This window comes from Pseudomonas fluorescens (assembly GCF_902497775.2).
Classification (GTDB): domain Bacteria; phylum Pseudomonadota; class Gammaproteobacteria; order Pseudomonadales; family Pseudomonadaceae; genus Aquipseudomonas; species Aquipseudomonas putida_F.
The window spans coordinates 1,902,738-1,915,284 of record NZ_OZ024668.1; the positions used below are offsets into that span (position 1 = coordinate 1,902,738).

Here is a 12,547-nt window from a genome sequence, read left to right on the forward strand (position 1 = left end):
ACCGTCACGGGGTGCTCAACTGGTGTTCCACTGAACTACAGGAACACGCTACCCATGGACACCTCTCACCCCAACATAGACTTTATCAAAGCGCGCATTCCGATCTGGATGACGTACCTTTCAAGCGCCGAACTGGGGGAGGTGTTACCTGCCAGTGCAACCGCTTGCGAGCCGCAGTGGCTAAAAAGTGCGCCTCGGCAACAGCGTCTGGACCTGGAAAACAGCCAGGCCCGCAGCCATGCATCGCGCCATGAGGCGGCCAAGGCGTTCTCTGCATTGCAAAGTGCCTATGAATTTTGTAAGCCGCAGATCGAGAACCTGCTGCACAGCCGTGGCGCACAAGTCGACGACATCCTCGTGGGGCAATTCGTGGAACGCATAGCGGGCTTCAATGTTGCCAACTGTTCGCTGTTCGAGGCGGCGATGAAGAACTTCAGCAGCGATGAGCTGGCAGGGCTGGCGGGTGACAAGACCAGCATACTGAGCAAAACCGATAGCAAGCCGGCTTACCCTGATCGCCTGCCTTTGAGCGCGGTTGATTTCGCCACGGCCTGCCGTGAACTCGATCTGGGCAAACGCTACCAGCAACATCTGCTCGAGGTGCTGGACGAAGCACCCAACCAGGAGCAGCAACGCAGCAAGAAAAAATCCGCCTTGCGCGACCTTATGGCGGTGGACGCCAACGTTGCCCGCCTCAAGGGCGATATCGACGAGCAAGGCTATGAAATGCTGACCGCGTTGCTGGCGCAATCAGCCAACACGCCAATCCGTTCGCCAGTAATGGTCAGGCTTGCTGCAGATCATGTGTTCAATAACACGTGGTGCACCCGGCTGGCGCTGTACGGGGTGGCGTTGACTCAGGTGCTGATCCTGGCACCCTCCGTCAGCGGAACCGCCAGTACTGTGCCTTGCGTCGTGTACCTTCCCGGTGACCCCCTGCATCCGCTCAAACAATACGCCTCGTTGCATGATTTTCAGCAAGACCTGGTCACTCGGCTCGCCTCCCGGGATTTTCGCCAGTTCCTCGCGCGCTTTGCCACGATCAAGGAGCGGCCAAGCCTGCTCGATCTGTTAGTAGACGCCGTTAGCCTGCAGCGTAGCCAGAACTGGCAGCAAGTGCAGGTGCGTCGGGAGGTCTTCGATGTGCTTTACAAGGAAAACATCCAGTTCATCAAGGATGAGTCCCGAGCGCTGGTAGTCAGTACTGAGGACAGCGACGATCTTCAACGGGGAGACCTGGACAGCGCCTACAACACCGCACTGGCCGGCTCACTGTTCATGCCCATCATGGGGGTAGGCTTTAATGTTGTGCTGTTGTCGAAATGGCTGTCGCATTTTTTCCATGGCGCCGATCACTGGAACGTGAAGGTGCAGGAAACTGGCCAGGCCTTCCTGCGTGCGGTGCTGCTCAATGCGCGCATTGCCGATGGTGAAGAAGAGGTACCCCTGACACCTGACATGGCCCGCCTGGTCGCCGTGCGCCTGGACGATGGCCGTGAACAATTGTGGTTGCCTGACCTGTTGCCCTACGCCCAGAATGTGTACTGGATGAACAATCTGGCGCCGAACAACCGCAACGGTATCTACGATGCCGAGGGCAGGCAGTGGGTGCGCATCGACGGTGCAATCTATCAGGTGACTAAAGACACCCGGCTGAACAAGTGGCGCATCGTTTCGCCCGTCCATCCAAACCTGTTCCGCCCGGTGCTGGAGCACAATGAACAGGGCGCCTGGCACCATGTGATGGAGCGCCCCGAACAGTGGGAGCGGGCAACGCTGTTGCGCAGACTGGGGTATTTGACCCAGCGCTTCAGTGCCAGGGAGCGGCGCCTGCTCGGTGACATCAGTGCGGTGACGAACGAGGAGTTGCGCACGGTTTACCGTGACGATCAAGCGATACCTGGTGTGCTGCACGAAACCCTGATCCGCCTGAGTGTGGATCGTCAAATATGGGCAATGCTCAGCCGGGTGCGTGAGGGGCAGGTACTGGCACAGGACTATCCGCATGTGGCCAAGGTGCTGGTGCAGTTGCCAAACTGGCCAAAGGGCAAGGAGTTGGTGCTGTATGACAGCGTCGAGTTCTGGGGGCCGCCAGTGCAGGTCAATGGTACTGCTGAGGCCGGGGTTGAACCGGTCAAGGTTGCCCGGGCGGATTTTCAGGGCACGCGTCTGCTTGACCGGGTTCTGGCAGCAATCGCCCCCCAGCGCCAGCGCCGTGATGTGAACGACGATCAGGATGAGCCGCGGGCATCCCTGTGCCGGGCCCTGGCCGAAGGCTTGGAACGAGTGCTGAATAGGCTGTTCGAGCATTTTTACCAGCATGCTCCGCTGGGGCATTTGCAAGTGACGGTCGATGACGAACAGGCGCTGACCACCTTGCGGGGCTTTTTCCCCGGTTTGACCCGGGCGGTGGGCGCCGAGCTGCTGCGAACGGTGGATGTTCGCGAACGGGCGCGCTGGCAGGCCGGTCAGCAGCCTTCTCTGGCGCTTACCGAACGTGCGGTGGAAGTCTCGCGTCGGGTTCGATTGAGTCGCGCCTTCACCGATTTCGAACTGGTCTATCTAGGTAATGAAGATACTCAGGTGTTGGCCCTTCGCTTGCTTGAGCAGTGGCCGGGCTGGCCGGGACAGTTGCGCCTGGAGCTGCGTGATACCAGCATTCAGGGGCGTTTGATCGCCAGTATTGGTGAGGTCAGCGCGACCAATCATCGGTTGCTGGTGCGCTTTGACGAAGGCTGGCAGCTGTACGATGGCGGCGGTCTGCGCCTAGGCAGTTTCAGCAATGCCAATCACGCTTTCTTTGCCGCTTTGCACGCTGCATTGCCAGCCCTCAACACCAATGCTATAGACTCGCCCCCAGCGACATTCGAAGCCTTGCGTCGCGGGCTGCGTAACCTGGCAACCGCGGACCCCGAGCGTGCTCGCCAGCTGCTGAACATTGGCTCGCCGCCACGCTGGCTGAGTGCCGAACTGCCTGTCGTGGCCAGGCGTCGTGGCTATCCGCTCGACAGTCAGATCGGCGGGTTGTTTGCTTCGCGTACGCCGCAGCAACGCCTGGAGGCGATCTTCGTTGATGATACGCCTACGCAGATCGCCTTGCGGGTCCAGCGCCTGACGGGCAGCCAGAGCCAGCGCGAACAAGAGGTAACCGCACTTGAGCAGCAGTTCAGGGCCTTCAGCGACTCGCTCAACGCGTGGGTGAGGGGAACCCGGATGGAGGTGATCATGCAAGGGCATGGTAGCCACTATTTTGTGGCAGCTGAGCAGCGCCTGCGAGTCGCCCGCCTGCTTGATGCCGCATGGCGTTTTCAGGTTGTTGAAGACCGGGTTATCAGGCTCGATTCGGGTGGTATCGAATTGCGCTTGAGCGGCATGGCCCTGGACAGTTTGCCAGCGTTGAGCGGTCAACTGGCATCGGTGGAAGTGCTTGAGCTCAACCGGCTGGACATCGCCAGCATTCCGGACGACTTCCTGCGAGCCTTTCCCAACCTTCAGTTCCTGCGAATCGAAGGCACGCCGTTGCGCAGTGTGCCTGCTGTCTTTACTGAGTTGCGTTCGCTGGAGTTCCTGGCGCTCGTCTGCCCGACGCTGACCCCAGACGACTTGGAGCCTTTGCGCGGGGCACCAAGCTTGACCGCGTTGTACCTGAGTTTTTCGCCTGCGCAGACAACACGCTGGACGGCTCGGCACATGGCTGCCCTGGCGAGTATCGACAGTCTCAGGATGCTGTACATCTTTCACAGTCAAGCCAGTTTCGAAGCGGGTGCGTTCGCCGACCTGGGGCACTTGGAGGAGCTGGTGCTGAGTGGAAACCAGATCACCCTTGACGAAAACACCGCGGGGCTCTGGCAGGGGTTGACCCGGCTGCAACGTCTGGACCTTTCCGGTAATCCACTGGTAATGGCACCTCATCTGCAGGGCATGACGGGCTTGAGCACATTGATGCTGGACCGGACGCAGATTACCGGGTGGCCGGCAGGTCTGGAGAGCCTGGCAGCGATAACCCGGGCGTCGTTGCTGGATAACCGTATTGCTGGCGTTCCGGTAGGGGCAGGGCGAGTGACAGGGCTCAGGGTGTCGTTGTCGCTATTGCCGCCAGCCGAGCGCGCACAAGTCGAGACGGACATGATCGCAGTCGGCAACCCCGATCGCTTTGTCGAAACATCGCTCGACAACCCTGCAATCGATCTGTTCGAAGGGGGCTCGCCGATACAACGAGTCAACTGGGGAATTGTCCGTGAGGCCCCGACCGCCGGCATGGGCCAGTTGTTTGAATCACTGGTGCTTGTGAGTCAAACCGAGGCCGCAAGGCGCCATCGGGCGGAATTTTTGCAGCAGGTGCAACAGTTGTTTGATGCCATGTCCGAACAGCAGGCCTTCCTCCAGGCCATGTGTCGGGGCGTGTTGATCATGCTCAATGAGGGACGTGATAACCTGCACATTGCTGAACAACTGTTCCAGAACGCTCAGATGTATCGTGTTGTCCAGGGAGGAGGGGATGCCCGTGCGGTTCTGATCGCGCAAGCACGCTCGCGCGGGCGCTGGCATGCCTTGGCCCGTTACGTTGATGACCATGTACACGAGTGGCGGATGCCCGGCCGGGTCGTTGAAGTTACAGCGCTGCTGGCGGAGCTTGAATTCAGGCTGGCGCAAAGCCTGCCCATGAGTGCGCCGCTGCTCAGGCGCACGCCTCATGTCGCCCTTGCCTGGGTCGATGAGGCGATGGTGCAGGCAGCCGAGCAGGCCGTGTCACGAAGCGAGGCCCGTGATCTGGTTGACTGGCTGCTGGATGCGTCCTATTGGTTCGACTACTTGCGTGCAACCTATGCACCGCAGTTCGCGCAATTGCGCGCGCAGGGGCAGCAGGCTCGCGCCTACCTCAATGCGTTGGCCAATGCACGACCGTTGCCGCAGAATCTGTCCGATGAAGTGACTCGCTTGCTGGCCGGGGCCATGCAGGTTGAACCACTGGCGGTGACAATGCAGGCACACGATCCGGCGCGAATGCCTGACTGGCGGCGACGGCTGCACAGGCTGCTGGTGCAGTGGGAGGATGCGTTGGCCGAATCGTTGACCCGCGAGGCTATCGTACCGGCCCCCCCAGCCTGACCTTTTATCGAAGCAAAAAAAACCGAAGCCCAGGCTTCGGTTTTTTTATTCACGGCAATCAGATCAGGCCGGGAACAGCTCGCTCAGCTTCATCGACAGCATCATGTCGCCTTCAACGCGCAGCTTGCCGCCCATGAAGGCCTGCATACCGTCGGTTTCGCCGCTGACGATACCCTTGAGGGTCTCGCTGTCCAGCACCAGGGTGCAGTTGGCGTCGGCGTTTTCGCCTTCCTGGATTTCGCAGGTGCCATCCTTGACGATCAGGGCGTAGTGCTTGTCTTCGTCGGTGATATTGAAACCGAACACCAGGTCCAGGCCGGCGGCAGCGGCTGGGTTGAACTTGGCTTTCATCGCTTCGACGGCTTTTGCTACATCGCTCATGGTGTGTTCCTTATTAAGTGATTTGCGTGACGGGTGAGGTCACATCGAGCCGGGGTTCATCGGTAGGTGATGAGCTCCGGCGCCTTCAACAGCTGCACATGGGCCTGGCTGTTGAAGGAAGCCAGTGCCACTTCGCGGCCACGAAACTTCAGTTGGCTGAGCGAGGTGTTGATGATCTGCCAGTTCAGCTCGAAGGCCTGGCCGGCAGTGATACGGGTGACCCGGTGGAGCAGGGCGGCAATGGTACCGCCGGAGGTGAAAATGGCAATGTTGTCGCCGCTCTGGGCCTGCTGCAGCACGCGTTGCAGGCCGGCGTCGACGCGTTCGACGAAGCCGAGCCACGGCTCGACGCCTTCGCAGTCATGCTCGCCGCTGTGCCAGCGCTGGATCAGCAGGGCGAACAGGCGCTGGAACTCGCTGCGGTTCTGTGTGCCGTTGCGCAGGATGTGCAGGGCTTCGGGCTCTTCGGGCAACAACCCGGGGAGCAGGCCGCGGATCACCGCATCGGCGTCGAACTCGTTGAAGGCGTTGTCGGTTTCCAGCAGCGGTACCGGGCAACCGGCGTTGTGCAGGGCGGCCAGGGCCAGCTGCGCAGTGTGTTGCTGGCGGCGCAAGTCGCCGGCCAGGCAGCGGTCCAGGTGCAGGCCGAGCTGGGCCAGGTGCTCGCCGAGCGCTTCGCTCTGGCGGATGCCCACGGGCGAGAGGACGTCGTAATCGTCTGCGCCGAAGGAAGCCTGGCCATGTCGAATCAGGTAGATACTGCCCACGTCGTCTGCCTGCTGGAAGAATGAGCCGAGGTTAGGTTCCCGGCGGCAGGCTGTCAACGAAAAAACATACAAGCGTTTGAAAAGAGCGTTTGAACTGCGTTGCCGAAAATTTCCTACGCTGGTATGGGCCCGAACGCACCGGTATGCTTGACTATCGGTTCGCGCCGCATGGGCGCCGGCATGTTTAAGGAGTTACTGTGGAGTTTCTTGCAGAGTACGCAAGCTTTCTCGCCAAGACCGCGACCCTGGTGATCGCGATTCTGATAGTCCTCTCGGCTATCGCCGGGTTGCGTGGCAAGGGCCGGCGCAAGGCGGGCGGGCAGTTGCAGGTCAACAAGCTCAATGAGTTCTACAAGGACCTGCGCGAGCGCCTTGAAGGCGGTCTGCTGGAGAAGGCCCAGCTCAAGGCCCTGCGCAAGCAGCAGGCCAAGGTGCAAAAGCTGCAGAAGAAAAACCCCGAAGAAAAGAGCCGGGTGTTCGTCCTCGACTTCGACGGCGACATCAAGGCCTCGGCCACCGAGAGCCTGCGCCATGAAATCAGTGCGGTACTGAGCCTGGCCACCGCCCAGGACGAAGTGGTGCTGCGCCTGGAGAGCGGCGGTGGCATGGTTCACAGCTACGGCCTGGCCGCCTCGCAGCTGGCGCGCATCCGCCAGGCCGGTGTGCCCTTGACCATATGCATCGACAAAGTCGCCGCCAGCGGCGGTTACATGATGGCTTGCATTGGTGACAAGATCATCAGCGCCCCCTTTGCCATCCTCGGCTCCATTGGCGTGGTGGCGCAGTTGCCCAACGTCAACCGCCTGCTGAAAAAACACGACGTCGATTTCGAGGTGTTTACCGCCGGTGAGTACAAACGCACCGTCACCGTGTTCGGCGAGAACACTGAGAAAGGCCGGGAGAAGTTCCAGGAAGACCTGGACATCACTCACCAGCTGTTCAAGGACTTCGTCTCTCGCTATCGACCGCAGTTGCATATCGATGACGTCGCCACCGGTGAGGTCTGGCTGGGTGTGGCGGCGCTGAACAAGCAGCTGGTCGACACCTTGATGACCAGCGACGAGTACCTGCTGCAACGGGCCAGCGAGGCCAACCTGTTTCACCTGCACTATGCCGAGCGCAAGAGCCTGCAGGAGCGCGTGGGGTTGGCGGCCAGCGGTTCGATCGAGCATCTGGCGGTCAAACTCTGGAGTCGTCTCAGTGGGCGCGTGTGGTAATCGCAGCCTTGGATGCAAGCGGTGCGAGCATTAATTAAATAGCACCTTCATCAATGCCCAAGCAGGTCTCCTAGGCGCTCATGCCACTAGGAGACCTGACATGACCACTCCCTCTTCAGAACATTATCCTGGCCTGCACGGCCCCTTTATTTCGCAGCGTATGCCCGACTGGATCAGGCATGCCACGCCGGAAAACTTTGCTCAAATGCGTGCCCAGGTGCTGCCGGAGCAGCATGGCCGGCAGCAGAGCGACTGGTTCACCAACGCCAGCGAAACGGAAAAAACGCTACTGATCGATTACCAGAAGCGCAGCCGCGTTGTCGGCCAACGCCTGGCACGTGAGCTGAAGGACCTCAAGGGTATTACCGCGTTTTGCGAGCCCCTGCTCAAGGCTCGTCTGAAGGCTGACCTCGGTGTCGAGCCCGATATCGACCGTGATGAGTTTGTGCATATCGAGCGCGAATCAGCATTTCTTGGCTCAATGCTCAAGACCATTCCCCGCCGCCAGAGTCTGATGCAAGCCGCACTGCAGAACTTTGCCGCCGACAGTGAGTTTGAAGTGGGTACGGCGCTGGCTCCCAAGGATGCATTCTCCCTTGAACTCGTGCCGGGGAGTGAGCAGGGTTATCCGCGTTTCCGTTATCGCTACACGCAGACGCTCGCCACCGACCCCCAGGCGTTTGCCCGCTTGTGCCATGACCTGGATCTGGGGGGGCAGTATCAGCGGCACCTGACGGCGGTCTTCGAGCACCCGAGCAGCAGCGCCAGGCGCCGAGCCCTTGCCATCGACCTGAACAAGGAACTGCTGCGTGTTCGCCTGCAGAGCGCGTTCATGAAACAGGAGATCAGCGAGGAGGGCCGCAGGGTACTGCTTGAACTGCTGCAAGATGTTCGTGCGCCACGCTGGAACGGCAAACGGGTGCGCTGCAGCCAACTGAGCATGTTTGGGGCAGCCGTATCAGACGTGCTGGTGATTGGGCCGGAACGTGATGACACTCAGGTGCAGCCTGTCATTCTCTATCTGCCAGGCGCGCCGGACGCGCCGCTCAAGCAGTACGCGTCGGTGCGGGCGGCGCAAGACGACCTCAGGGCCAGGTTGCGTCAGCCTGCCTACCAGGCATTATTGCGCCGATACGTACCTCATTCATTACAGGAGCATGTGCTGACGCGGCTGCAAGACGCGCTGCATCACAATGTCAAAGGTGACAATGGTGTATACCAGCGACTCCCTGACCCCAATGCCAATCTGCACTTGCGTGAAACCTTCATTGATCAGGCGCTGTTTGGTTACCTGCAAGATCGCCATGTGCAGAAGATCAAAGATGACGCCCGCTCCCTGGCGGTGCCCAGCGCCGAGGTCGATAAACAAGCCTGGAAAAACCGCCTGGCGTACTGGGCGTCCATCGGTTTCAACCTGCTCAATGCCGCCGCGTTCTTTGTTCCATCACTCGGTGCCGTCATGGCTGTCGTAGCTGCCGCGCAACTGATCGAGGAGGTTGTCGAAGGCGCGCACGCTTGGGAGGCGGGGGATTTGGCGCAGGCTTGGGGACACTTTGAGACGGTCGGCCTGAACATTGCGGTGATCGCCGGACTCGGCCTCGCCGGCACTGCGCTCCGGCGGGGGGCTGCCAGTGAAGTGGTAGACGGCCTGGTCAAGGTCCGGCTGCCCAATGGCCAACAACGGCTGTGGCAGCCTGTGCTGACAGATTATGCCCAGGACGTCGAGCTCAGTGGGGTCGAGCCCAATGACAGCGGCCATTACCGGGTGGGCGAAAAGCGCTACATCCGCATCGACGACGGTACCTTCGAAGTCACCGAAACTCAGGCCGGGCAGTGGGCCATTCGCCATCCGCAGGATGCAGCGGCCTATCAACCCGAGCTCAGACACAATGGTCAGGGCGCCTGGCGGGTGGCGGGCGAGCAGCCGTCCAGCTGGAGTCGCCTGCAGTTGTTGCGGCGGGTGGGCCACACCACTGAGGGCTTGAACGATACAGAACTGCTGCAGGCGGCCGATAGCAGTGGCGTTAGCGACGATGAGCTGCGAGGTGTCCTGGCGACTCAGCAACCGCTGCCACCGCTGCTGGCCGACACCCTGCAACGTTTACGTCTGGACCGTCAGCTCCAGGCATGGATCGGTAACCTGCGCAGTGGCACGCCAGGGGGTGTCGGACGTGATATCGGTGCGGTACTGGTTACAGAAATGCCCGGTTGGCTGCAGCAGCCCGTCAAAGTGTTTCACGGCCCTGAATTATGGGGCGAGTCAACGGTCCATGGCCTGGACCGCTGGCCCAGCGCCGAGCCTTTCAAGGTGGTGGCGAGCGATCTCTACGCCAACAGGCTTCCCGAGGTCATATTGCGACAATTGGACAATCCGTCCATTGAACGCTTGCTGGGGGCTCAGGTGCAGCCGTCTGATCGGTTGCAGGCACTGCGCAACCTGTTGGCGAGTCGCGCAGAACAACGCCAGGAAGCAATTTTCGCCAGTATTTACGCCACGCCTGCCGAGTCGGTCGGTGCACAGGCGCGCCTGCTGCAGCGGGACTTCCCCTTGTTGCCCCTGAAATGCGCTGAAACGCTGGTCGATAACGCCAACACGGTTGAATTGCAGAGCTTGCAGGGCGCATCTGCCCGCATACCCCTGCGCCTGGCCGAAGAAGCGCGTGTGTACCAACGGCAAGTGCGCTTGAACCGCGCCATCGAAGGAATCTTCGAGCCCAGGCGCGCAAGCCTGGACAGTGACCGCCTGATGGTGCTGCTGCTTGAGAAAATGCCCGGTTGGAGCGGCGAGGTTCGTGTGCAGGTACATGAGGGCTCAGCCGACGGCCAGTTGCTGGCAGCCGTTGGAAAGCCCACCGGCACGCTGAAGACTTTACTGCACAAGGACGGTCGCTACAGCGCTTACGATGCCGAAGGCAACGAGCTGACGGTCAATGATGATATGCCTGGCGCGCTACTCAGAGCCCTGCCGGACAGTGAACGCCAAGCACTGGGGCTGCAGATTGGCCAGTCCACACACCTGCGCTCGGCATTGGCGAAACTGGCAACGGCTGATCGGCTGCGCGCTTCGACCTTGCTCGGCCAACAGCCAGTGCGGCCTTGGCTGCGTACGCCCATGCGCCTGGCCGATGGACGTATCGGCTATCCGCTCAGCGGTCGTGGTGCTGTTGGCGGTCAGTTCAGTTCCGGGCTGCAGAGTCAGGTCCGCAGCTTGTATCCAATCCTGGAGCCGGAGGAGGTGGAGGGCTTTCTTGAAGAGCTGGGACACAGCGATGCCGAACGCATCGAAGCACTTGGTCGACGCCGTGTGGAGTACCAGCAGTTGACCGACACCTTGAATCAATGGGTAGAGCAGGCGCAGTTCACCCAGGTGGACAACGACCATGTCGCTGTTGTATCACCGCGGGTGTTGCGCCGGGTCAGCGAACAGATCAGAAAAGCCTGGCGCCGGGAGACCCCCCGCGTGCACGCAGGTGATGGGCGATTCATCGGCTTCAGGCTAGAGCTGAACGGCCTGCATCTGAGTCAGTTGCCAGCGTTGACCGCAGACTTCAGTCACATTGGCGAACTGCGCCTTTCAGGCATGGGCCTGCAATCGGTACCCTCCGATTTTTTGCAGGCTTTCCCCCGGCTGCGCTGGCTGGACCTCAGTGGTAACCGCCTCACCGGGCTTGGCGATGCTGTCGGTGAGCTGCAGGGGCTGACAAAGCTTCACCTGCAGAATAACCGTCTGGTGATGGACCAAGCGACCGGCGCGGTACTGGCCCGGCTGACCAGCCTGAAGGCGCTGAATCTGAACGACAACCCCCTCGGCCAGCCACCCGCCGTGGGCACGATGACGCAACTGCTCAACCTGTTCTTGCGCAACACCGGCATCAGTACCTGGCCGCCGGGGGTGTTCGAGCTGGAAAGGCTAGATGTCCTGGACCTGCGCGACAACCGTATTGCCAGCATTCCTGACTCGGTGCTTGAGCCAGCAGAGCATACCCAGCGTGTCGACAGGATCAACGGCATCACCGCGTTGCACGGCAACCCGCTGGATGCTGACAGCCTGCAACGGCGCACAGCCTACCAGCAAAGAACGGGCGTGAACCTGGGCCTGGTGCCTGTGTTGCGTGGACCCCATGTTGCGCTACCAGCGCCTGCCCAGGCTTCGGACATCTGGCTACGAGGTGCCGACGCGCAAAAGGCGGCCGAGGTTCGCGCGCATTGGCAAGCGTTGTCTGAACTCGCGGACAGCCGCGAGTTCTTCCGGCTACTCAATGACCTGCAAAGCACTGCTGACTTTCGGCAGGGCTATCCGGCGCTGCGTGACCGTGTCTGGCGTATGCTCAAGGCCGCCAACGACAATACGCGTTTACGGCAAGCGTTGTTCGAGCTCGTCAATCACCCAGAGACTTGTGCCGATGGTGTAATCCTGGTGTTCAGCCAACTGGAAATACAGGTGCTGGTGCAGGAGGCCTACGAGGCAGGTACAGCCGTGGGCGCTGAGTATGCATTGATCGACCTGGCGCGTGGCCTGAGCCGGCTGGATGAAGTTGAGCGTATTGCCTTGCGCGACATTGCCGCGCGCCGTGCGGCTAATCTTCGGGTTGACGAAGTGCAGGTGCGCCTGGCCTACCGAATAGGGCTGGCGGAGCGTTTGGAGATTCCAGGGCAACCGCAAGGCATGCGGTTCGCGAACATGGCCAATGTGACTACGGCGCAACGGGACAGCGCTGCAGCCGAAGTGTTGGCTGCTGAAACGCCCGAGGCATTAAGGGCTGCAATTGCAAGTCGGGATTTCTGGATAACCTTTCTCAAGTCACGCTATGGCACGCGCTTCGAGGCAGTCAACAAACCTTACTTTGCCCGGTTTGAGGCATTGGAGGCAGACAAGCAGAGTATGCAGGATCAGAGTTATCGCACGCGGTTGGACACCATCACACAGCGCCGCGAGGCCGAAGAGCGGCGCTTGATCGAGACACTGACCACGCAGATCTGGAATAGTATTCCGAACCAGGTTACGCGCCTGTAATGGCGGGTGTTGGCACTTTGAACGCAAGCGCACTAATTAACTAACGCACTCCGCGTCTG

The 12,547-nt window shown here is 60.7% G+C and carries 5 protein-coding genes; 3 read left to right on the forward strand and 2 right to left on the reverse strand.

Annotation, left to right across the window (positions count from 1 at the left end; all coding sequences use genetic code 11):
- Positions 1–54 precede the first annotated feature (54 nt).
- The gene (locus F8N82_RS08760) at positions 55–5,109 is read left to right on the forward strand and encodes a dermonecrotic toxin domain-containing protein (protein WP_038994873.1); all 5,055 of its coding nucleotides are present in this window, start codon (positions 55–57) and stop codon (positions 5,107–5,109) included.
- A gap of 63 nt (positions 5,110–5,172) precedes the next feature.
- On the opposite strand, the gene F8N82_RS08765 is transcribed toward F8N82_RS08760, so the two are convergent.
- Both F8N82_RS08765 and F8N82_RS08770 read right to left on the reverse strand, forming a co-directional pair.
- Positions 5,173–5,490 carry an SCP2 sterol-binding domain-containing protein gene (locus F8N82_RS08765; RefSeq protein ID WP_036995189.1) on the reverse strand — a complete coding sequence of 106 codons (318 nt, stop codon included), beginning with the start codon at positions 5,488–5,490 and terminating at the stop codon, positions 5,173–5,175.
- 56 nt (positions 5,491–5,546) lie between these two features.
- Positions 5,547–6,257, reverse strand: a complete 711-nt coding sequence (locus F8N82_RS08770) for a histidine phosphatase family protein (RefSeq protein ID WP_095162899.1) — start codon at positions 6,255–6,257, stop codon at positions 5,547–5,549.
- A 197-nt stretch (positions 6,258–6,454) separates the two neighbouring features.
- On the opposite strand from F8N82_RS08770, the gene sohB reads away from it, so the two are divergent.
- Positions 6,455–7,474 (forward strand): protease SohB, encoded by a 1,020-nt coding sequence (sohB, locus tag F8N82_RS08775; RefSeq protein ID WP_038994875.1) that lies wholly within the window; start codon positions 6,455–6,457, stop codon positions 7,472–7,474.
- Positions 7,475–7,574: 100 nt separating this feature from the next.
- Positions 7,575–12,488 (forward strand): NEL-type E3 ubiquitin ligase domain-containing protein, encoded by a 4,914-nt coding sequence (locus tag F8N82_RS08780; protein WP_080764725.1) that lies wholly within the window; start codon positions 7,575–7,577, stop codon positions 12,486–12,488.
- The last annotated feature ends 59 nt before the right edge of the window (positions 12,489–12,547 follow it).

Bases quoted from the DNA above. Each gene is read 5' to 3' on its own strand.
- F8N82_RS08760 (WP_038994873.1), top strand. From the start codon at position 55: ATGGACACCTCTCACCCCAACATAGACTTTATCAAAGCGCGCATTCCG.
- F8N82_RS08765 (WP_036995189.1), bottom strand. From the start codon at position 5,490: ATGAGCGATGTAGCAAAAGCCGTCGAAGCGATGAAAGCCAAGTTCAAC.
- F8N82_RS08780 (WP_080764725.1), top strand. From the start codon at position 7,575: ATGACCACTCCCTCTTCAGAACATTATCCTGGCCTGCACGGCCCCTTT.